Annotated in this window: 18 protein-coding genes; 13 read left to right on the top strand and 5 right to left on the bottom strand. The window is 61.6% G+C overall.

Going from position 1 to position 20,621, the window contains the following annotated elements:
• Positions 1–28 precede the first annotated feature (28 nt).
• The 4 genes from BUE09_RS05375 (at position 29) to BUE09_RS05360 (ending at position 4,167) form a co-directional block, all read left to right on the top strand.
• The gene (locus tag BUE09_RS05375; RefSeq protein WP_073299679.1) at positions 29–727 is read left to right on the top strand and encodes a CoA transferase subunit A; all 699 of its coding nucleotides are present in this window, start codon (positions 29–31) and stop codon (positions 725–727) included.
• Positions 728–753: 26 nt separating this feature from the next.
• A complete protein-coding gene (locus BUE09_RS05370; protein WP_073299678.1) occupies positions 754–1,410 on the top strand; it encodes a CoA transferase subunit B in 657 nt (218 codons plus the stop codon).
• Positions 1,411–1,509: 99 nt separating this feature from the next.
• On the top strand, positions 1,510–2,691 hold the full coding sequence (locus BUE09_RS05365; RefSeq protein WP_073299677.1) for an acetyl-CoA C-acetyltransferase: 1,182 nt from the start codon (positions 1,510–1,512) through the stop codon (positions 2,689–2,691).
• Between the two features lie 135 nt (positions 2,692–2,826).
• Entirely contained in the window at positions 2,827–4,167 is a 1,341-nt protein-coding gene (locus tag BUE09_RS05360) for a short-chain fatty acid transporter (RefSeq protein ID WP_073299676.1), read from the top strand.
• A gap of 380 nt (positions 4,168–4,547) precedes the next feature.
• Here the strand turns inward: BUE09_RS05360 and BUE09_RS05355 are convergent, their stop codons facing one another.
• The gene (locus BUE09_RS05355) at positions 4,548–6,230 is read right to left on the bottom strand and encodes a methyl-accepting chemotaxis protein (protein WP_073299675.1); all 1,683 of its coding nucleotides are present in this window, start codon (positions 6,228–6,230) and stop codon (positions 4,548–4,550) included.
• Between the two features lie 684 nt (positions 6,231–6,914).
• On the opposite strand from BUE09_RS05355, the gene BUE09_RS05350 reads away from it, so the two are divergent.
• From BUE09_RS05350 to BUE09_RS05335, 4 genes are read left to right on the top strand one after another with little or no spacing between them, the layout of a single operon-like run.
• Entirely contained in the window at positions 6,915–8,453 is a 1,539-nt protein-coding gene (locus BUE09_RS05350) for an MBOAT family O-acyltransferase (RefSeq protein WP_073299674.1), read from the top strand.
• Between the two features lie 30 nt (positions 8,454–8,483).
• The gene (locus BUE09_RS05345; protein ID WP_073299673.1) at positions 8,484–10,403 is read left to right on the top strand and encodes an HAD-IIIC family phosphatase; all 1,920 of its coding nucleotides are present in this window, start codon (positions 8,484–8,486) and stop codon (positions 10,401–10,403) included.
• On the top strand, positions 10,400–10,648 hold the full coding sequence (locus tag BUE09_RS05340) for an acyl carrier protein (RefSeq protein WP_073299672.1): 249 nt from the start codon (positions 10,400–10,402) through the stop codon (positions 10,646–10,648). The genes BUE09_RS05345 and BUE09_RS05340 overlap by 4 nt, the downstream gene beginning before the upstream one ends.
• 3 nt (positions 10,649–10,651) lie before the next feature.
• The gene (locus tag BUE09_RS05335; protein WP_073299671.1) at positions 10,652–11,719 is read left to right on the top strand and encodes a hypothetical protein; all 1,068 of its coding nucleotides are present in this window, start codon (positions 10,652–10,654) and stop codon (positions 11,717–11,719) included.
• A gap of 71 nt (positions 11,720–11,790) precedes the next feature.
• On the opposite strand, the gene fahA is transcribed toward BUE09_RS05335, so the two are convergent.
• Together fahA and hmgA are read right to left on the bottom strand one after the other, a co-directional pair.
• Positions 11,791–13,092 (bottom strand): fumarylacetoacetase, encoded by a 1,302-nt coding sequence (gene fahA / locus BUE09_RS05330; RefSeq protein WP_073299670.1) that lies wholly within the window; start codon positions 13,090–13,092, stop codon positions 11,791–11,793.
• A gap of 16 nt (positions 13,093–13,108) precedes the next feature.
• Positions 13,109–14,413: a homogentisate 1,2-dioxygenase gene (gene hmgA, locus BUE09_RS05325; protein WP_073299669.1), complete on the bottom strand. Its 1,305-nt coding sequence runs from the start codon at positions 14,411–14,413 to the stop codon at positions 13,109–13,111.
• 115 nt (positions 14,414–14,528) lie between these two features.
• Here hmgA and BUE09_RS05320 point away from each other — a divergent pair, with 115 nt between their 5' ends.
• The 4 genes from BUE09_RS05320 (at position 14,529) to BUE09_RS05295 (ending at position 18,991) form a co-directional block, all read left to right on the top strand.
• Positions 14,529–15,302, top strand: coding sequence for an IclR family transcriptional regulator (locus BUE09_RS05320; protein ID WP_073299668.1), 774 nt, complete (start codon positions 14,529–14,531; stop codon positions 15,300–15,302).
• A gap of 112 nt (positions 15,303–15,414) precedes the next feature.
• Positions 15,415–15,609 carry a hypothetical protein gene (locus BUE09_RS05315; RefSeq protein WP_073299667.1) on the top strand — a complete coding sequence of 65 codons (195 nt, stop codon included), beginning with the start codon at positions 15,415–15,417 and terminating at the stop codon, positions 15,607–15,609.
• A 721-nt stretch (positions 15,610–16,330) separates the two neighbouring features.
• Positions 16,331–17,965, top strand: coding sequence for an acyl-CoA synthetase (locus BUE09_RS05300; protein ID WP_073299664.1), 1,635 nt, complete (start codon positions 16,331–16,333; stop codon positions 17,963–17,965).
• A 204-nt stretch (positions 17,966–18,169) separates the two neighbouring features.
• Positions 18,170–18,991 (top strand): alpha/beta fold hydrolase, encoded by an 822-nt coding sequence (locus BUE09_RS05295; RefSeq protein WP_073299663.1) that lies wholly within the window; start codon positions 18,170–18,172, stop codon positions 18,989–18,991.
• Here BUE09_RS05295 and BUE09_RS20585 read toward each other — a convergent pair.
• Positions 18,977–19,204, bottom strand: coding sequence for an EamA family transporter (locus tag BUE09_RS20585; protein ID WP_341864708.1), 228 nt, complete (start codon positions 19,202–19,204; stop codon positions 18,977–18,979). The two genes, BUE09_RS05295 and BUE09_RS20585, sit on opposite strands and share 15 nt — an antisense overlap.
• Positions 19,096–19,863 (bottom strand): EamA family transporter, encoded by a 768-nt coding sequence (locus tag BUE09_RS20805; RefSeq protein ID WP_197675231.1) that lies wholly within the window; start codon positions 19,861–19,863, stop codon positions 19,096–19,098. The genes BUE09_RS20585 and BUE09_RS20805 overlap by 109 nt, the downstream gene beginning before the upstream one ends.
• Before the next feature lie 311 nt (positions 19,864–20,174).
• On the opposite strand from BUE09_RS20805, the gene BUE09_RS05285 reads away from it, so the two are divergent.
• Positions 20,175–20,579 carry a GFA family protein gene (locus tag BUE09_RS05285; RefSeq protein WP_073299662.1) on the top strand — a complete coding sequence of 135 codons (405 nt, stop codon included), beginning with the start codon at positions 20,175–20,177 and terminating at the stop codon, positions 20,577–20,579.
• The last annotated feature ends 42 nt before the right edge of the window (positions 20,580–20,621 follow it).

The raw sequence follows: 20,621 nt of genomic DNA, 5'->3' as shown, positions 1-20,621 counted from the left end.
GTCTCCAACAACAAAAAAGGAAAACTTTATGGCTGGTTTCGACAAGCGCGTGAATTCCTACGCCGAGGCGCTCGACGGACTCGAAGATGGCATGACCGTCCTGGCCGGCGGCTTCGGTTTGTGTGGCATCCCCGAAAACCTGATCGCCGAGATCAAGCGCAAGGGCACGCGCGATCTGACCGTCGTGTCCAACAACTGCGGCGTCGATGGCTTCGGCCTTGGCGTGCTGCTGGAAGACCGGCAGATCTGCAAGATGGTCGCCTCGTACGTAGGTGAAAACGCGCTGTTCGAAAAGCAGTTGCTCAACGGCGAGCTGGAAGTCGAGCTGACGCCACAGGGCACTCTGGCGGAAAAGATGCGCGCCGGTGGTGCGGGCATTCCAGCCTTCTACACCGCCACCGGCTACGGCACGCCCATCGCCGAGGGCAAGGACGTGCGTGAATTCAACGGCCGCCCGCACATCCTCGAACACGCCATCACCGGCGACTTCGCCATCGTCAAAGGCTGGAAGGCCGACCGCTACGGCAACGTCATCTACCGCCACACAGCGCAGAACTTCAATCCGCTGGCGGCAGCGGCCGGAAAGATCACCGTGGTCGAGGTCGAGGAAATCGTCGAGCCCGGCGAGATCGACCCCACCCAGATCCACACGCCAGGCATTTACGTCGACCGCATCATCTGCGGCACCTTCGAGAAGCGCATCGAAAAGCGCACCGTCCGCGGCTAATCAAAAGAACAAGAGAGGTATAGACGATGGCACTTTCTCGCGAGCAAATGGCCCAGCGTGTCGCCCGTGAACTGCAGGACGGCTTCTACGTGAACCTCGGTATCGGCATCCCGACCTTGGTCGCCAACTACGTGCCTGAAGGCATGGAAGTGATGCTGCAATCGGAGAACGGCCTGCTCGGCATGGGCGCCTTTCCCACCGAGGCCGAACTCGATGCCGACATGATCAATGCCGGCAAGCAGACCGTCACCGCACGCGTTGGCGCCTCCATTTTCAACTCGGCCGAATCCTTCGCGATGATCCGCGGTGGGCATATCGACCTCACCGTGCTCGGCGCCTTCGAGGTCGATGTGCAGGGCAACATCGCGTCCTGGATGATCCCCGGCAAGCTGATTAAGGGCATGGGCGGCGCCATGGACCTGGTCGCCGGCGCCGAGAATATCATCGTGCTGATGACGCACGCGTCCAAGGATGGCGAATCCAAACTGCTGCCCAAATGCACCCTGCCGCTGACCGGCGCCGGTTGCATCAAGCGAGTGCTGACCGATCTGGCTTACCTGGAGATCGAGAACGGCGCCTTCGTCCTCAAGGAGCGTGCGCCCGGCGTGAGTGTCGAAGAGATCATCGCCAAGACCGCCGGGGAGCTTGTGGTACCGGATCACGTACCGGAAATGACGTTCTGAGCACACACGTTTCCTTGTAGGAGCGAGCTGGCTCGCGAAGGCTCTACAGAGCCCGGCGACCACCGCTCGCTACACCACCCGACTCAACGGAGTAAGAACATGCAAGACGTCGTTATTGTTGCAGCGACCCGTACCGCCATCGGCTCCTTTCAGGGCGCGCTGGCCAACATCGCCGCGCCTGATCTGGGCGCGGCGGTCATCAAACGCCTGCTCAAACAGACCGGACTGAACCCCGCCGACGTGGATGAAGTCATTCTCGGCCAGGTCCTGACGGCCGGTTCCGGCCAGAATCCCGCCCGCCAAGCCTCGATCAAGGCCGGCCTGCCCCATGCGGTGCCGTCTTTCACGCTGAACAAGGTCTGCGGTTCTGGTCTCAAGGCGTTGCACTTGGCGACCCAGGCAATTCGCTGCGGCGATGCGGAGGTGATCATTGCGGGCGGTCAGGAGAATATGAGCCTCGCACCCTACGTACTGCCGAAAGCGCGCACCGGGCTGCGCATGGGCCACGCCGAGCTGGTCGACAGCATGATCAGCGACGGCCTCTGGGATGCGTTCAATGACTTTCATATGGGCATCACCGCCGAGAATCTGGTCGACAAATACGCGATCAGCCGTGAAGCGCAGGACGCGTTTGCTGCTTCATCGCAGCAGAAGGCCGTCGCCGCCATCGAGGCCGGGCGTTTCAAGGACGAGATCACGCCCATCGAGATTCCGCAGCGTAAAGGCGAGCCCCTGCGTTTCGACACTGATGAGCAGCCCCGTGCCGGCACCACTGCCGAGTCGCTGGCCAAACTCAAGCCGGCGTTCAAGAAGGATGGCTCGGTCACTGCTGGCAACGCGTCCAGCCTCAACGATGGCGCGGCTGCGGTGTTGCTGATGAGTGCAAGCAAGGCTGAATCGCTCGGCTTGCCGGTGCTGGCGACAATCAAGGCCTACGCTAATGCCGGCGTCGACCCGGCGATCATGGGCATTGCGCCGGTTTCAGCCACCCGCCGCTGCCTGGACAAAGCCGGCTGGACGCTGGACGAACTGGACCTGATCGAGGCCAACGAAGCCTTTGCCGCCCAAGCCCTGTCGGTCGGCCAGGAACTGGGCTGGGATGCGAGCAAGGTCAACGTCAACGGTGGCGCCATCGCCCTCGGCCACCCCATCGGCGCGTCGGGCTGCCGTGTGCTGGTCACCCTCCTCCACGAAATGATTCGCCGCGATACGAAGAAAGGCCTGGCGACGCTGTGCATCGGTGGCGGTCAGGGCGTTGCGCTGGCCATCGAACGTAGCTGAAAGGCTCCGGCGATTCATAAGGGGGATCGACAACACCGCTAGCGCAACACACCTGCGAAACACTGGAAAACCGCGGCGCACGCCACGCAAGTGCGCCGCCGACTAAAAAAGAAGAACAACACAGGATCAACGACCATGCTCAGCTCTGTCACCGCCTTGAGCGTCAAGCTCATTCAGCGATACCTACCTTCTCCTTTCGTTTTTGCGATTCTTCTCAGCCTTATCGTGCTGGTCGCCAGCATGCTCGTGACCGGCCAGGGCGTGCCCGCCATGGCCAAGCACTGGGGCTCAGGCTTCTGGAATCTGCTGACCTTCGCTATGCAAATGGCGCTGATTCTGGTGACTGGCCATGCGCTTGCCAGCGCGCCGGCTATTCATCGTCTATTGGCCGGTTTGGCCCGCACCGCGCGCACGCCGGGTCGCGCTGTCGTCTTGGTGACATTGGTCGCGCTGGCCGGCTCTTGGATCAACTGGGGTTTCGGTTTGGTGATCGGTGCGGTGTTCGCCCGCGCTCTGGCCCGTGAAGTAAAAGGCGTCGACTACCCGCTACTGGTCGCTGCAGCCTATTCGGGCTTTTTGATCTGGCACGGCGGTCTGTCCGGCTCCATTCCATTGTCTTTGGCCACCGGCGGCGCGGATCTGGAGCGCATGACTGGCGGCGTGGTCACCACGGCCATCGGCGTCGGCGACACCCTGTTCACCACCATGAACCTGACCATCATCGCGCTGCTGGTAATCGGTCTGCCGATCCTTAACTGGGCCATGCACCCGAAAGAGCCGAAGGTCGCGGACACGGCGCTGCTGGTCGACCCGGAACACGAACCGTTGCCGCGCAACACCCTGGCGCAGCGCATGGACGACAGCCGCATCCTCAATCTGATCATTGTTGCGCTGGGCGTGGTGTATTTCGGCTATTACTTCGCCGAGAACGGCTTCGCCCTGACGCTGAACATCGTCATCGGCCTGTTCCTCTTCACCGGTCTGGCGCTGCACGGCTCGCCGGAGCGCTACATGCGCGCGGTGCAGGACGGCATCGGCGGCATCAGCGGCATCGTCATTCAGTTCCCGTTCTACGCCGGGATCATGGGGATGATGGTTGGCGCCAACGCCGAGGGGCTGTCGTTAGGCAAGCAAGTCACCGATACCTTCATCGCCTGGTCGTCGGCCGATACCTTCCCCGTGCTGGCGTTCCTCAGCGCCGGGTTGGTCAACGTCTTCGTACCGTCGGGTGGCGGTCAGTGGGCGGTACAGGGGCCGATCATGCTGCCCGCAGGCCAAGCACTTGGCGTTTCCCCGGCAGTAACCGCCATGGCGATCGCCTGGGGCGATGCCTGGACCAACATGATCCAGCCATTCTGGGCGCTGCCCATCCTCGGTATTGTCGGCCTTGGTGCGCGCGACATCATGGGCTATTGCCTGCTGATGCTGGTGTATTCGGGGATCGTCATCTCGGGCTGCCTGTACGTCTTCGGCTGACGCAAAGTCCGTAGGGTGGATGTCGCTTTTTACATCCACCGTGACTCCGCTCGGTGGGGCGCCACCCGGTGGATCGCCACCCGGTGGACCGCCACCCGGTGGATCGGTGAAGCGTGATCCACCCTACGCGAGCTGGCTGTCTGTACTTCTTAGGCTGACGCTAAGTCCGTAGGGTGGATGTCGCTTTTTACATCCACTGTTACTCCGCTCGGTGGGCCGCCACCCGGCGGATCGATGAAGCGCGATCCACCCTACGTGAGCATGCTGACTGTGCCTGATGAAGGCCAGCACTTCAAAAGCTGGCCTGCACTAATGAAAAACCCCGCAAATGCGGGGTTTGCCATGAGACCAATTTGAGCGTCTGGGGAGATCAGACCGCGTCAGATACGGAACTGGCGAACCAGCGCGCCGAGGCGCTCGCCTACATTGGCGAGGTTGCGCGCGGTTTGGGCGCCATGCTGGGTTTCCTCCGCGACGTTTTCTACCGCATTGGCGATCTGGTGAACGCTGCGGTTGATCTCTTCAGCCACTGCGGTTTGCTCTTCGGCGGCGCTGGCTATTTGCGCGTTCATCCCGTTGATGGTCGCGATCAGCTGCGATATCGCATCGAGTGACGCTCCGGCCTGGTTGGCCTGTTTGCTGCTCGTGTCACCCGCCTCGCTGGAACGGCTCATCGCCGCGACAGCCTGCTGGGTGCCGGTCTGCAAGCGGTCGATCATGCCCTGAATTTCCTGGGTGCTCTGCTGGGTACGGCTGGCAAGCGCACGGACCTCGTCAGCCACTACCGCAAACCCGCGACCTGCTTCACCGGCTCGGGCAGCTTCGATGGCTGCGTTGAGCGCCAACAGGTTCGTCTGCTCGGCAATCGAGCGGATGACATCGAGCACACCGACAATGGCGCGCACGTCCTGCTGCAGGGAATCCAGCGACGTGCCGCTGGTACGGATTTCATCCACCAATGCGTGAATCTGGCGGATGCTCGAATCCACGACCGCTTTCGCCTGCTGCCCTTCCTGATCGGTTTTCTGCGCCGCTTCGGCCGCGCCTTGGGCGCTATGGGCGACTTCCTGCGCGGCAGCCGACATCTCGTTGATGGCCGTTGCGACCTGGTCGGTCTCCTGACGCTGGGTCTCCATGGCTTTCTCGGAGCGCTGCGCCTGAGCAGCCACTTCCGCCACCATGCCGGTCAGCTGGCCAGTCATTTCCGCCACTTGGCTGACCATGGTGTGGATTTTGCCAACGAAGCGGTTGAAGGAACCGGCGAGCTGGCCCAGCTCATCTTTGCCATGCTCCGACAGACGATGCGTCAAGTTGCCATCGCCCGCTGCGATTTCATCCAGCTGATCCTTGATGACCTGAATCGGACGGACAATCGAGTTGCTGAGGACCACGCCAGCGATGCCAAGCGCCGCCAGCATCACACCGGCGATGGCGAAAATGCTGGTGAGGATCGAATTGACTCGGTCATCGATCTCAACCCGCACTTCATCTAGCGCATGATCGATATTGTCCAGATTTACGGCCGTGCCCAAAGCCATGTCCCACTTGGGCAGATAGAAGCTGTACGCAAGCTTCGGTACCAGCACATTGGCATTACCTGGCAGCGCTGAGGAGTAGCTCGCGTAGTAGGTGCCATTCTTGGCGACGTCAACCAGCTCGCGGTTGAGATACACGCCGTTCGGGTCACGGTTGTCCTTGAGGCTTACGCCGATGCCGGTCAGGTCGTCGCCCTTGAACAGTCGGCGCACCTCCGAGTCGTAACCGAAGAAGTAGCCGCCTTTGCCGAACTTTATTTTCGACAGAATGGCGATCGCCTCGGCACGGCTGGCCATATCGCCCTGAGCAGCTGGCTCATAGAGATGGGCCACGCTGCTGACGCCGATGCGCACGTAATCCTCGAGCCGGGCACGGCTCTCTTGGATCATCCGTTCACGGGTTTCGGCCACTTCCTCATCCGCCAAGCCATGCAGGATCTGCGCGGCGGCACCGCTAAGCACCAACGCGAACAAGGCCACCGGTATCAGTGCAAGGAGAAGAACTTTCAGTTTCAGGGTTAGACGCATGGACATTCTCGGAGTTGAACAGTACCCGCTAGTCATCGGCTGACTCATCGGATACTTCAGTCCGTCTTTGAAATGACTGTGCCCGCCCCCCGGGTTAGAGCCTACCGGTGGTTCGTGGCCGCATCTATGGAACCCGAATCACAGCTGTGGCGCCCTCTGCGCGCCAGCAGGCGCCGTACGGGGCCGAAATAACCGCCCAGCCGGCCGCTGATTCGGGGTGAATGCCTCCAGCCCACCAGGACCACGCCCCACGAAAAATCACATCCGCGTTCGATGAGCTGACGCACAGATACCGGTGATCACGACGCTCGGCCACACGGTATCCATCTCATGGCCACATGCGGCATAGGGTCATCCCGAAGAATTTCAAAGACCGACGAACAGCTCTATCACAGCCGTTTCGCTTGTTTTCGCGTCAATTCCATTCGTCTGAATGGAGATCACAGCCATATCACTGCCGCAACTTTTTCTTACACACTTGAGTCGCAGTTAACAGACGGTGGCACGCATCTGTGATTGGCAACGGCAGTATCTGGCTGCCTCACTCGTTTAGGCATGCAGTGAACACTTGAGGAGTTTTCCGCGAACGCACCGATTGAAGTTATCGGGACGCCGCGGTTTTCCGGGAAGCGGCGGTTCTGGTCGCAGAACGGCGGTGGATGATCAGGGATAGGGAAAAGGACGATGCTCTTCAACTCCATGGTGTTTATCGCCGGGTTTCTCCCGGTCGTTCTTCTTGGCTTCATTCTTCTCGCAGGTACCGGCAGACAACGCTACGCGGCCATCTGGCTAACGTTGGCGTCACTGGTGTTCTACGGTTGGTGGAACCCCGCTTACGTTCCGCTTCTGGTCGGCAGCATGGTCGGCAACTACCTGGCCGGCGGTTACTTGATGCGTCAGCCCTCTCGATCAGTGCTGGTGCTCGGCGTCGCTGCGAACGTCGGACTGCTCGCTTATTACAAGTACACCGGCTTTCTCTTCGGCACGCTCGATGACGCCTTCGGCCTGGGTTGGTCCGTGGGCGACATCATCCTGCCGCTGGCGATTTCGTTCTTCACGTTTCAGCAAATTGCTTACCTGATCGATGCCCATGATGGCGAGGTCAACGAGCATGATTTCGTCAATTACTGTCTGTTCATCAGCTTCTTCCCGCAGCTGATCGCCGGCCCCATCACCCACCACGGCGAGATGCTCAAGCAGTTCAACGACCGCAGCAGCTTCCGCCCGCGGATCGACAATATCTCGCTGGGCCTGACCGTCTTCGTGCTGGGCCTGTTCAAGAAGGTGATCCTCGCCGACCCGCTGGGAGAAAACGCCTCGCCGATCTTCGCGGTCGCCGCCAGTGGAACGGTGCCGTCGCTGTACGACGCCTGGTACGGCGCGCTCAGCTATACGCTGCAAATCTATTTCGACTTTTCCGGCTACAGCGACATGGCGATCGGCCTGGGATTGCTGTTCGGCCTGCGTCTGCCGGTCAATTTCAACAGCCCGTTCAAGGCGCACAACATCATCGACTATTGGTCGCGCTGGCACATGACGCTTACGCGTTTCCTCACCGCCTACATCTACAACCCCATTGTCATCCGTATCACGCGTTCGCGCATGGCCGCCGGCAAGCCGTTGCCTCGGCGAGGCAAGATGAGCCTCGGGACCTTTGTCGTGCTGATCGCCTACCCCACGGTATTGACCATGTTCATCTCGGGCGTCTGGCACGGCGCAGGCTGGCAGTTCGTGGCGTTCGGTCTGTTGCACGGGTTCTATCTGGTCGTCGCCCACGGCTTCCGTGCCTACAAGGCGCGACGAGGATTGCCGTTGGACAGCGACAAGCTCTGGCACCACGCCGGCGCGGTCCTGTTGACCTTCCTCTGTGTGGTCGTAGCAATGGTGTTCTTCCGTGCCAACAGCGTGACGGCGGCGATGGCCATGCTGACGGGCATGGCAGGCTTGAGCGAGTTGCACACCGACTTCGATAAATCCAACTACCTCACCGTCGCGATACTGCTCGCCTTCGTCTGGATCATGCCCAACGTGCAGCAGTGGATGGCCAGCTTTCGTATTGCGTTGGACGCCCAGCCACGCGAAAACTGGCTGCTGCGCTGGTTCCCGATTGCCGTGTGGAGCCCGACGCCGGTCATCGGCCTGGCCATCGGCGTGCTGGGCTTCTTCGCCCTGGCCGTGGCGTTCTCCGTGGCGCCTACCGAGTTTCTCTACTTCCAGTTCTAACCGTTCAATAACAAGGGAGTGACATGCTAAATGGATCAGCTTCTCTGGTTAGCGCAACACCCTGATCTTGGCAGCGCCATCGGCGAGGCCAAGCGCGAAGCCGACCCCTTCGCTCGTCTGGATTTGGCCGCTCAGCTCGCCGGGTACCGCCGCGACTTCACGCTCACGACCCGGCTGGACCGGCTTGCAAGCGAAGGCTTACGCGCGCTGGCAAACGGCGAAACTACCCGCAGCGGGCTGCGGCCGTTGCGCATCGCCCTGCTGTCGTCCCATACCGTGGATCATCTGGTGCCGGCCATTCGCGTCGCGGGCCTGCAACGCCGCCTGGCGCTCTCGGTCCACGTCGCACCCTATGGCATGTACCGCCAGGCCTTGCTGATGGACAACGCCGAGCTTGCCAGGTTTGCCCCGCAATTGATCGTCCTGGCGCTGGATGCGCGAGACGCGCCTCTGCAGCTGCCGCTTGAAGCCTCGCAGGCAGACGTCGACGCCGCGGTCGCCGAGCGGGTCGACGAATTGCGCCTGCTGTGGCGCCGGGCACGCGAGCGCTACGCGGCCCAAGTCGTCCAGCAAACCATCGTGCCCGCCGACCCTCCGATTTTTGGTTCATTCGAAGCGTTGGTTCCGGCCTCACCCTATGCACTCATCGATCGCCTCAATGCGGCCATTCGTGTGGCAGCCCGAGAAGACGGCGTACTACTGATGGACCTTGCCTGGGAAGCCGCCCGTGGCAGTTATGGCGACGGCCTGGCCGAACCGGTGCGCTGGCATCAGGCCAAGCAATTGGTCAGCCCGAACCTGGCGCCGCTGTATGGCGACCAACTGGCTCGCATCGCCGCCGCCAGCATCGGCCTGTCGCGCAAATGCCTGGTGCTGGACCTGGACAACACGCTGTGGGGCGGCGTAGTCGGTGACGATGGCGTCGACGGCATCCATCTCGGCCAGGGCTCGCCCAGTGGCGAAGCCTTCCTCGCCTTCCAGCGCTACGCCGCACAACTGGCGCGTCGCGGCATCATCCTCGCGGTGTGCAGCAAGAATGATCTGAGCGTGGCCGAAACGGCGTTCAATCACCCGGAAATGGCGCTCAAGCGCAGCGACATTGCGGCCTTCGTCGCCAACTGGGAAGACAAGGCCGGCAACCTGCGGCGCATCGCCTCGATGCTGGACATTGGCCTCGACAGCCTGGTGTTCGTCGATGACAACCCCGCCGAACGCGACATCGTGCGGCGCGAGCTGCCGGAAGTCGCCGTGCCGGAATTGCCGGATGACGTAGCCGACTATCCGGCACGCGTTGCCGCCGCCGGCTACTTCGAAGCCGTCTCCTTTACCTCGGACGATGCCAGCCGCGGGCGCAACTATGCTTTGAATGCCGAGCGCAAAGCGGCAATGAGCCAGGCCACCGACATGGAAGGCTATTTGCGCGGTCTGGAGATGGTACTGACCGCCACCCCAATCGGCGCCGCCGAACTGGCCCGCAGCACGCAGCTGATCAACAAGACCAATCAGTTCAACCTCACCACTCGCCGTTACAGCGAAGCGGAGGTCGAGCGCATCGCCATTGACCCGGCGGCGGTGGCGCTGGCAATCCGACTGGCCGACAAGTTTGGTGACAACGGCCTGATCAGCGTTGTCCTGGCGCGCCCGGATGCAGCCGTCGCCAAGGACGAGCTGCTGATCGACAGCTGGCTGATGAGCTGCCGCGTACTGGGTCGTCAGGTCGAGGACGCTGTACTCGAGGTGCTGACCAACGCCGCTACAGCTGCCGGCTATCGCGCGCTAATCGGTGAGTACCGGCCAACCGAACGTAACGGCATGGTCGCCGAGCATTACCCGCGGCTGGGCTTCGTTCAGCATCCAGCGCTGGCTGACAGCCCCAGCGACGCGACCTTCTGGCGTTACGAACTTACATCTCCCCGCACGCCCCGCCACTTCATCGAGGTATTGGCATGACCGAAGCAGAAGTACTCAAGCAGCTCACCCCGGTTTTCCACGATGTGTTCGACGACGACAGCATCGTGCTCTCCCCGGACATGACCGCCAACGACATCGAGGGCTGGGATAGCCAGACCCACGTCATGCTCACGGTCGCGGCCGAGCAGCGCTTCGGCATCAAGTTTCGGACGGCGGAGCTCGAGTCGCTGCGCAACGTCGGCCATTTCGCCCAGGTCATCAGCGCTAAGCTGGAGGGAAAATAAATCATGATCCGGACAGCAGATGTACCCAGGGACGGGAGCCATGCCGATAAGGAAGCAACCAGCGCGGCCAGCGTGCCAGGCCGGGTGCGCTCGCGGTATCTGCTGTCGCTGTTTGCCGGGCTGTTCGGTGCGCTGGCGATGTTCTGCCTGACGCTGTTCGCGCTGGACCGAACCGGCAACCTGCCGCCACCGGCGTTCTCCAATATCTCCTGCGCCGATGAAAAACTAAGCTTCATGCGCGACAACCCGATCCAGTCGCCGAATCTGCTGATCATCGGCTCATCGGTGGCCTGGCGTCACGTGGATGGCAACGTGCTGACCGAGGCAATGCCTGAGGTGCGACCGATGAATGGGGCGTTCTGTGGGTTGTTCGCCAATCAGTCGACCTACGTCGGGCACTGGTTGCTCGACCGCCAGCCGAGCATTCAGAGCGTAGTGATGATTGCCGATCCGCAGGATTTCGCCGGTTGCTGGCGTGTGCCCACCGCCGTGTTCAACCGTGAGCACGTCGATCCCTATGTTTACGAAAACGCCTCGCCCTGGGGCCACTACATGCGTTACTTCTCGCCCAAGTCGTTGGCGCGCAACGCGCTGACGGTCAAGGCTCAGCGCGCCGGAGAAATCGAGTGGGACCCTCTGGTGTTCAATCGCTTCGGCGATGGCCCGCTGGATACCCCCAATACCCGTGAGCTGCTGTACGGCCGCCCGGACCCGTTGGATGCCAGCTGTTTCGAGGCATTGCGCGGCATGAGCGCGCGCCTGGCGCAGGAAGGTCGGGAGCTGATGGTCGTCTCCACGCCGCTGCATCCAGTGTGGAAGGAAAAGTACGATCCGGACGGTACCTTCCTGGCCGACTTCGATAAGCGAATCATGGAAACCCTCAACGCCACTGGTGGCACCTACTGGAACGCCGACAAAGACTGGAGCACGCCGGTGACCTCCTTTGTCGACGCGGTACACATGCGGTGGTCGGTGGTCCGGGAATTCACCGCAGCCCTGGCCGAACAGATGCGTGACACGGCAATCGCGCCTGTACCGTCACCGTCGCTGGAAACCGCCAAGGTGCCCTGATTGGCGGTCCATGAAAGGAAAAGCCCGGGCTGTTTGCACATGCCCGGGCTTTTTGCTCACCACGCTCGCTGCTAAGCCGGCATCACGCGTCCGCGACACTCGCCAAAGCCGATGGACGCCTGCCCGTCCCGACGGCAACGCGCCTTGAGAATGATCTCGTCTCCATCTTGCAGAAAGGTGCGGGTTTCGCCGCTGGGCAGCTCCAAGGGCAGCTTCCCGCCCTGGGTGATTTCCAGCAGGCTACCGAGGCTGTCAGCGCTGCTACCAGACAGGGTGCCGGAGCCGAACAGATCGCCGGGTTGCAGGCTGCAGCCATTGACGCTGTGGTGCGCGACCATCTGCGCCACGGTCCAATACATGTTCTTCGTACTGCTCAATGCGATGCGCTGCGCAGGCTGACCCTTGTCGCGCATGGTCTCGGTCAGCAGCAACACTTCAAGTTCGATATCCAGCGCGCCCTGCTGCTGGTCCTGCTGATCGAAGAGATACGGGAGCGGCTGCGGATCGCCTTCGGCACGCGCGGGCTGCGCGCAACGGAACGGCTCCAGTGCTTCGGGCGTAATTACCCAAGGCGAGACGCTGGTGGCGAAACTCTTCGAGAGGAACGGGCCAAGCGGCTGATATTCCCAGGCTTGCAGATCACGTGCAGACCAATCGTTGAGCAGGCAGAAACCGGCGACATGGCTGCTGGCTTCGCCGATCGGGATCGACTCGCCACGAGCATTGCCCTGCCCGATCCAGATGCCCAGTTCGAGTTCATGGTCGAGCCGCTTGCTCGGGCCAAAGCTCGGCTCGGTCGCGCCCGGCGGCATGGTCTGGCCGTTGGGCCGTTTCACTGTCGAACCCGAAACATCGACCGTCGATGCACGTCCGTGATAACCGATGGGCACGTATTTGTAGTTCGGCAGCAGCGGATTATCCGGACGGAACAGCAAGCCGACGTTATTGGCGTGGTGGATGCCGACATAGAAGTCGGTGTAGTCGCCGACCTTGGCTGGCAGATGCATCTGGCAACGGTTCATGGGCTGCAGCAACGACTCGCCCATGCCTTGCAGCCTTTCACGCTGCGCGCTGTCCTCGGCAAGCAAATCCATCAGTGCGCCGCGCAGCGCTTTGCGTGCTGACGCGCCAAGCGCGAAGAAAGCGTTGAGGCTGCTGACACTGGCCGCTTTCGCCGCTTCCAGCGCCTGGCCGTCGAACACGCCGGCTTCGCAGGCGGCGCGCAAGTCCAGAATGTAATCGCCAATGGCGACGCCACCGCGTGGCTGGTCGCCGTCACGGCTGAATACGCCCAGTGGCAGGTTGGCGAGGGGGAAATCCGAATGGCCGTTGGCCGATTCGACCCAGCTGCGTTGTTCGTTATGTACGGTCATGATCTGTGCCGTCCTGTCATTTCTGGTTCTTGTCGAAAGTGTTGGCCAGGCCGGCCCAGCAGCTGTCGTAGTCAGCCTGCAACAGCGGGCTTTCCAGCGCCTGGCGTGTAGGGCGAAGCACCTGACCGGTCTCGAACATGAAGGCCATGGTGTTCTCGATCTTGTGCGGTTTGAGTTCGGCGTTGATCGCCTGTTCAGTCGACACGTGGTCCGGGCCGTGAGCGCTCATGCAGTTGTGCAACGAGGCGCCACCCGGCGAGAAGCCGTCAGCCTTGGCATCGTAGGCGCCGTCGATCAGCCCCATGAATTCGTTCATCAGGTTGCGATGGAACCACGGCGGACGGAAGGTGTTCTCCGCCACCATCCAGCGCGGCGGGAAGATCACGAAGTCGATATTGGCCATGCCGTGGATGGCGCTGGGTGACGTGAGCACGGTGAAAATCGACGGATCGGGATGATCGAAACTGACGGTGCCGATGGTGTTGAAACGGCGCAGGTCGTATTTGTACGGCACGTTGTTGCCGTGCCAGGCCACCACGTCCAGCGGTGAGTGATCCAGCTCGGTCGACCAGAGCTCGCCGAGGAACTTCTGTACCAACTGAACCGGCTCGTCGCGCTCTTCGAAATGCGCAACCGGCGTCAGGAAGTCGCGCGGGTTAGCCAGGCCATTGCTGCCGATCGGCCCAAGGTCCGGCAGGCGCAGCGCACAGCCATGGTTCTCGCAGACGTAGCCACGCGCAGCCGAATCCAGCAGCTCGACCCGAAAACGCATGCCGCGCGGGATCACCGCGATCTCAAGCGGTGCAACCTCCAGCACGCCCAATTCGGTAACCAGTTTCAGCGCACCCAACTGCGGCACTATCAAGAGCTCGCCGTCGGCGTTGAAGAACACCCGTTCCATCGACTGGTTGGCCGCGTAGCGGTAGATGCTTGCCCCGGCGGGCTGGCCGGGCTCGGCGTTGGCCACTACGCACGTCAGGCCATCGAGGAAATCAGTCGCAGCCTCGGGAACGGGTTGCGGATTCCAGCGCAGCCGATTAGGCGTGACCGGGCCCAGCTTAGCGTTGAGTTGCCTCTCCAGATGCTGGTATTGGCCGTGGTTAGCCGATGGTCGAATACGGTACAGCCAGGTTCGTCGTGCTTCGCTGCGCGCCACCGTAAACGCTGTGCCAGAGAGCAATTCGGTGTAGAGACCAAAGGGCACTTTCTGCGGCGAGTTCTGCCCGACCGGCAGTGCGCCTGGCAGGGCCTCGCTGCTGAATTCATTGCCGAAGCCGGACAGGTATCGAGAGGTTTCGCCCATTTGTTGTTGTGGTTGCATAGCCGTCTCTCATTTTGCGTAATGCGTTTACGCAAAAAGTAATTTGAACTGATCAAGGCGTCAAGTTATAAACAGCGCCTTAATCAGCGGGCCGGCACAACAGACAGTGGAAACCATGGCAGACAGCAATGCGGATACGGCGCCTCGCCGGCAAAAAGTACAGGCCGCCGAAGTGGGAACGGACATCCTTACGGCGCTGGCCGAACTGGCACCAGCAACCTCTCTGTCACGCCTGGCCGAGCACGTCGGGATGCCTGCCAGCAAGGTTCATCGCTATTTGCAGGCTCTGATGGCCAGCGGTTTCGCCGAACAGGATCCTCTGACCAACCATTACGGGCTGGGCCGCGCTGCGCTGTTCGTGGGACTGGCCGCCTTGGGCCGACTGGACGTGGTCAAACTGGCCACGCCGCATCTGGCGCAGCTGCGTGATGAACTCAACGAGACCTGTTTTCTCGCCGTCTGGGGCAACAAAGGCCCGGCGGTCGTGCATGTGGAGCAAGCCGTACGGGCCGTCACGCTGGTCACGCAAGTGGGCTCGGTGCTGCCGTTGCTGGGCTCGTCTACCGGACTGGTGTTCAACGCATTCATGCCAAACGCCGAAACCGCCCAGCTGCGTGAAGAAGAGCTGAAACTGCCCTCAGCCCCATCCTCCGATGCACTGCTCGCCGCGATGAACGAACTGCAGCGCAGCCATGTACAGGCTGTCCACGGCCTGCTGATGGCGGGGGTCAACGCGTTGTCGGCGCCTTTGTTCAGCAGTGGAAACAAGCTGGCGGGCGTGGTCACTGTCGTCGGCGCCGAACCCGGCTTCATGGCTGAAGCCGAAGGCGATGCGGTCAAGCGTTTGCTGCAAACGGCACGCACCATCAGCGCCCGCATGGGCGGCTAGCGGGTCAGGCAGGACGTTCAGAGCAAGCGAGAGACTGCGTCAATGATGCAAATTGACGAATAGCTGCCCGACGACTAGCGTTCGCCTGTCTTTTCCAGACCCCGGAGGAATCATGGAAATCCAAGTCCGACCGCTTACATCATTCGAAGGCAGCAGCTGGGAAGTTCACATGGACAGCAACAAGGTTACGTTTCGCAGCGAGTCCGAGGCGCGAGCATTTGTCCAGACACTTGAGTCGCGCTTGTCAGCGCCTCATCAGCTACTCGATGTTGCAGCCGACCACACCCTCAGCCGCCGAGCTGGCTGAACGCATCAAGTGAGGTTGCCGGCACCAGATGTCGGCAGCACTCTCTGCCTTCGCTGCAACCCCTCTCGCTACAACAGCCAGTCACTCAAGTGCCCAGCAACATAACCTCAGGCGCGTGAGCCAAAGCCATCGCCAGACCGCTCCCCCCCAGCTGGCTCAAGCGCACCGTATACCCCTGCAGGCGAAGCGGCTCTCATAGTTCCACACCAAATACACCGAGCCCGGCCCAGGCTGGGCTCGGAGTTGCATTGCGGACTTGGAGCTCAGGGCAACGGATTGCCGAGTCCAGGTTCGTTCGGGTCAGCCTCCGGCGCCCTGCGCGGCCGCTCCGCCGGCCTGGTGCTGTTACCCGCTCCAGGCTGAACATCCGGATTGTCGGTTATGAAATCCGGCTCAGTGGAGTGACTGGGGTTCTGCTGTTGCCCGGGAACGGGCTGCTGGTTATGGGGTCTGTCGAGCGGATCGATACTCATGGATAACCTCCAGTTGAGCGGTGAATGGCTCATAGATTCGAGGCCGATTCAGCCAGTAAGTGCTTGCCGCACGTCGCACCGCGCCCGAGCGGTAGAGCGAATAATCGACAGAGGCGGCCGAAGATCTCGATCCAGTTCGGCATTTGTCCAAACCGTTCATCCAGCTTGGTGGCTTTTGCCATTGTTGCGGCCACGTCACGGCGCCAATATCCGGACAACTCAATAACAACAAAACCCAGGAGCCAGCCATGCGCGACCATGCCACTGCGGCCAGCGAATTCGATTATCAGCGAACGGTCTCGGCCATCCTCAGCGGTGATCTCTCCGCCATGAATGCCTGCGTCGAGTGTTGTGACCGTCACGCCGACTCGGACAAGGTCGCGCTTATCTGGGAAGGCCGCGACGGCCAGCGAGCCACCTGGACCTTCGCACAGCTCAAGGAAGCCTCGGCGCGCTTCGCCAATCTGTTGGGCAGTTATGGCATCAAGCCGGGCGATACGGTTGCCGGCCTGTTGCCGCGCACCCCCGAATTGCTGGTCACCATTCTCGGCACCTGGCGCGCTGGCGCTATCTATCAGCCGCTGTTTACCGCCTTCGGCCCGAAAGCCGTCGAGCACCGGGTCAAGGAATCCGGCGCGAAGCTGGTCGTCACCGATGCGGCCAACAGCGAGAAGCTGGACGCCATCGAAGCCGCACCGCAACGTCTGGTTGTAGGCGATGGCGCCGACGACTTCTGGTCTCAGGTCAATCAGCAGCCGGCCGAATTCAAGCCAGTGCTGCTCAGTGGTGAGGCACCCTTCCTCGCCATGTTCACCTCCGGCACCACCGGGCCGGCAAAGCAGCTGCATGTGCCGCTCAAGGCCATCGTGGCATTTGTCACCTATATGCGCGATGCGGTCGACCTGCGGCCCGAGGACAGTTTCTGGAACATTGCCGATCCGGGCTGGGCGTACGGCCTGTATTACGCTGTCACCGGGCCGCTCGCCATGGGCCATTCGACCTTGTTCTACGAAGGCGGCTTTACTGTCGATAGCACCTGTCGCATCATCAATGAATACAAGATCACCAACATGGCCGGCTCTCCTACCGCGTTCCGCCTGCTGCTGGCAGCGCGGCATGAGGTCGAAGGCAAGATCAAGGGGCAGCTGCGCGCCGTGAGCAGTGCGGGTGAACCGCTCACCCCGGAAGTGATCCGCTGGTTCAGCAGCGGTCTTGGCTGCACGATCCACGATCATTACGGGCAGACCGAACTCGGCATGGTCCTGTGCAACCACCATGCGCTGAGCCATACCGTGCGCATCGGCACGGCGGGCTACTCGATGCCCGGACATCGCGTTGTGGTCATCGATGATCAACTACGCGAGCTGGAGCCGGGCAAACCGGGCATGCTCGCGCTGGACCGCAACCAGTCGCCCCTGCTCTGGTTCAACGGCTATGCACGGACCCACACCAAAGCCTTCGTTGCGCACTACTACCTGAGCGGTGACACCGTCGAGCTCAATGACGACGGCAGCATCAGCTTCGTCGGCCGCGCCGATGATGTGATCACCACGTCCGGCTACCGGGTCGGCCCTTTCGATGTAGAAAGCGCCCTGGTCGAACACCCTGCGGTGATCGAGGCGGCGGTGATCGGCAAGCCTGATCCGGAGCGCACCGAACTGGTGAAGGCGTTCGTTGTGCTGCATGCGAGCCACCAGGCCGACTCCGCGCTGGCAGACGAGCTGCAACAACACGTGCGCCAGCGCCTGTCCGCCCACGCCTACCCGCGCGAAATCGAGTTCGTCAGCGAGCTGCCGAAGACCCCGAGCGGAAAAATCCAGCGATTCCTGCTGCGCGATCGGGAAAAGACAGCGCAGCAACCCACAGCCGCAGCGGCGAGCTGATCCCGAAGCGGTCGACACCTTACAAACTGGCGGCGTCTGGCCGCCGCCAGCCAATGCTATCCGCGTGGCGTAAGCCTTCGGCGGCCCAGGGTGGCCGCTTCTTTTTGGCAGACGGCATCACGGCTGCCAAAACTCGCGCCGATACCGGACCATACAGTTGTCGCGCCGATGGATGCAGACCCGAACCAGGGCCCAAGGATTCTCATGATCGTTTCGACCGAAGACCGCATTCTGCCCACCGCACACGGCGAGGTGTTCACGCGTCGCTGGCGCACTGATTCACGCAAAACACCTATCGTTCTGATGCACGACTCCCTCGGCTGCGTCGAGCTGTGGCGCGACTTTCCCGAGCGCCTTGCTGTAGCCACCGGGCACGACGTCATTGCCTACGACCGGCTCGGCTTTGGTCGCTCCGCAGCGCATCCGGGTGGCTGGTCGGATAGCTTCATTCGCGACGAAGCCGAGCAGTTCTTTCCGCCAGTGCGGCACGCGCTGGACATCGAGCACTTCATCGCACTCGGCCACAGTGTCGGTGGCATCATGGCCGCCAGCCTTGCCGCCCATCACCCCAACCACTGCCAGGCGCTGATCACCATCGCCGCCCTTGCCTTTGTCGAAGACCGAACCTTGCAAGGCATCCGCGCCACCCAAGCGGCATTCGCCGAACCGGGCCAGGTCGAACGCCTGCGCAAATACCACGGCGCAAAGGCCGAGTGGATTCTCTGGGCCTGGATCGACACCTGGCTGTCGGACAGTTATGCCACCTGGACTATCGAAGAAAGCGCCCCGGGCTTCGCCTGCCCACTACTGGCCATTCATGGGCGGGATGACGAATACGGTTCGCTGGAGCATCTTCACCGTGTCGCTGCGCTGGGGAGCGGCGGCGCGCAAAAGCTTCCGCTCGACGGTTGCCAGCATGTTCCCCATCGTGAGCAGCCTGAGACAGTACTCGACACGGTTGCCCGCTTTCTCCAAGAGCAAGGTGAAGGACGGATGCAATCAATCAACCGTTTATCGCGCGCTTGAATAGAAGGCCAGCACGGTAGCCGTGATCAGGATCAGCGCCATACCGACGATTTGAAGGCCGGCCAGGCTTTCGCTGAGAACTGCGACGCCGAACAGCGTCGCACTCACCGGCTCAACCATTGCCACCACCGAAGCGATAGCTGGCGCGGTATGGCGCAGGCCGATAACATACAGCGTGAAAGACAACCCCGCGCCAAGCACGCCCAGCAACATGAACAGCGGCCAGCTCGGCGAACGGAAAACAGCCATGATCTGGTTGGCCTCGACAACCAGATAAATACCGTGACAAGCGCGGCGAACGCGATAACAAGAATCGCCTGTGGGGTGCCGTGCGGCGCCGCATATTTGAAGCCGAAAATAAATACCGCGTAGGACAGCCCTGCGAGCAGCCCGGCGCCCGCGCCGGTCAAGGTGACGCTACCCGCGCCATTCTCATAGACGCCTGTCAGCAGCACGATGCCAAGCATCACAACGCCGATCCCGACCCACTTCAGTGGAGTCGAACGTTCCAATTTGAGAACGAATGACACCAAGTAAACGAACACTGGCGCGCAGTACATCAGCGTCGCTGCAACGGCTACGCTGCTTTGCCTGATGCTTAGGAAATAGAAAGCGAAGTTGCCGGCTACACCGAGCGCCGCGATCACCGACCAGAACCAGAGTTTGCGGTTTGCCAGTCCGCTGGCACCTGGTCGCAACGCTAGCCAGAGGAGAACTGACACTAACCCGATGGCGCCTCGAAAGAACGAAACGACGTACGCATCCCAGCCATCGCTCAAAAGAACACCGGCGATCCCGCCCGAAAATCCCCAGCAAAGCGCCGCCATCGCCACAAGCACCGCCCCCATACGCGCTGTGCCCATAAACGCCATTGCCATAGCCTCGTTCGGAGTGGCAACTACCCTGTCACTTCGATTAATCCTGTCCTCTGTTTGATACTCGCAAGCCAAGGCCGTTCGTATGTCCAACGCAGCCAGACCGTTCGGTTCTGCATCGAAGTCGCCTGATCAGTACGGCTCTTGGCAACCAACAGGTAGTCTGCCTGGGGCAGCCGAACGAGACATGCCTCTGTACGGCAAACCCGGTCGCAGCCAATGAAGCGACCTTTAGTACGTCGGTCATCTGTTTTTCAGCTATGACTGACGGGACAGGTTCGATCCGACCATTGACCAGAGGAAGCCAGATGGAGCGATTCACCGGTGGTTGCCTGTGCGGCAACCTGCGGGTTGTGGCGACGGGTCGCCCGAAGCGGGTTGGCCTATGCCATTGCCTCGACTGCCGAAAGCATCACGGTGCCCTCTTCTACGCCGCTGCGGTGTTTGCGCAGGATGCCGTGACGATCACGGGCGAAGCGCAGGACTATGCCGGGCGATATTTCTGCCCCCGCTGTGGCTCGTCCGTTTTCGCACGCACAGCAGACGAAATCGAAGTGCATCTGGGTTCCCTCGACGCTCCTGATCAACTGATGCCCAGTTACGAAAGCTGGACGGTTCGCCGCGAGGCCTGGTTGCCGTTGTTTCCGCTCACGCGGCACGAACGGGACCGTGATACCAGCGCTGACGACCCGCCCCCCAAGTTGCAGACCTAAAGAGACCCTTCGGCCATCCGGATCGCTCGCCACCGCACGGCA

The organism is Stutzerimonas xanthomarina DSM 18231, from assembly GCF_900129835.1.
GTDB classification, from domain to species: domain Bacteria; phylum Pseudomonadota; class Gammaproteobacteria; order Pseudomonadales; family Pseudomonadaceae; genus Stutzerimonas; species Stutzerimonas xanthomarina.
The sequence above is the reverse complement of the archived record's forward strand: the minus strand, read 5'-3'. Positions and strand labels throughout refer to the sequence as shown.

Excerpts from the sequence above, each read along its gene's own strand:
- BUE09_RS05300 (WP_073299664.1), top strand. The coding sequence starts at position 16,331 with ATGCGCGACCATGCCACTGCGGCCAGCGAATTCGATTATCAGCGAACG.
- fahA (WP_073299670.1), bottom strand. The coding sequence starts at position 13,092 with ATGACCGTACATAACGAACAACGCAGCTGGGTCGAATCGGCCAACGGC.
- BUE09_RS05360 (WP_073299676.1), top strand. The coding sequence starts at position 2,827 with ATGCTCAGCTCTGTCACCGCCTTGAGCGTCAAGCTCATTCAGCGATAC.
- BUE09_RS05365 (WP_073299677.1), top strand. The coding sequence starts at position 1,510 with ATGCAAGACGTCGTTATTGTTGCAGCGACCCGTACCGCCATCGGCTCC.
- BUE09_RS05295 (WP_073299663.1), top strand. The coding sequence starts at position 18,170 with ATGATCGTTTCGACCGAAGACCGCATTCTGCCCACCGCACACGGCGAG.
- BUE09_RS20805 (WP_197675231.1), bottom strand. The coding sequence starts at position 19,863 with ATGGCGTTTATGGGCACAGCGCGTATGGGGGCGGTGCTTGTGGCGATG.
- hmgA (WP_073299669.1), bottom strand. The coding sequence starts at position 14,413 with ATGCAACCACAACAACAAATGGGCGAAACCTCTCGATACCTGTCCGGC.
- BUE09_RS05320 (WP_073299668.1), top strand. The coding sequence starts at position 14,529 with ATGGCAGACAGCAATGCGGATACGGCGCCTCGCCGGCAAAAAGTACAG.
- BUE09_RS05340 (WP_073299672.1), top strand. The coding sequence starts at position 10,400 with ATGACCGAAGCAGAAGTACTCAAGCAGCTCACCCCGGTTTTCCACGAT.
- BUE09_RS05375 (WP_073299679.1), top strand. The coding sequence starts at position 29 with ATGGCTGGTTTCGACAAGCGCGTGAATTCCTACGCCGAGGCGCTCGAC.
- BUE09_RS05345 (WP_073299673.1), top strand. The coding sequence starts at position 8,484 with ATGGATCAGCTTCTCTGGTTAGCGCAACACCCTGATCTTGGCAGCGCC.
- BUE09_RS05370 (WP_073299678.1), top strand. The coding sequence starts at position 754 with ATGGCACTTTCTCGCGAGCAAATGGCCCAGCGTGTCGCCCGTGAACTG.
- BUE09_RS05350 (WP_073299674.1), top strand. The coding sequence starts at position 6,915 with ATGCTCTTCAACTCCATGGTGTTTATCGCCGGGTTTCTCCCGGTCGTT.
- BUE09_RS05315 (WP_073299667.1), top strand. The coding sequence starts at position 15,415 with ATGGAAATCCAAGTCCGACCGCTTACATCATTCGAAGGCAGCAGCTGG.
- BUE09_RS05355 (WP_073299675.1), bottom strand. The coding sequence starts at position 6,230 with ATGCGTCTAACCCTGAAACTGAAAGTTCTTCTCCTTGCACTGATACCG.
- BUE09_RS20585 (WP_341864708.1), bottom strand. The coding sequence starts at position 19,204 with ATGTTGCTGGGCGTGCTTGGCGCGGGGTTGTCTTTCACGCTGTATGTT.
- BUE09_RS05285 (WP_073299662.1), top strand. The coding sequence starts at position 20,175 with ATGGAGCGATTCACCGGTGGTTGCCTGTGCGGCAACCTGCGGGTTGTG.
- BUE09_RS05335 (WP_073299671.1), top strand. The coding sequence starts at position 10,652 with ATGATCCGGACAGCAGATGTACCCAGGGACGGGAGCCATGCCGATAAG.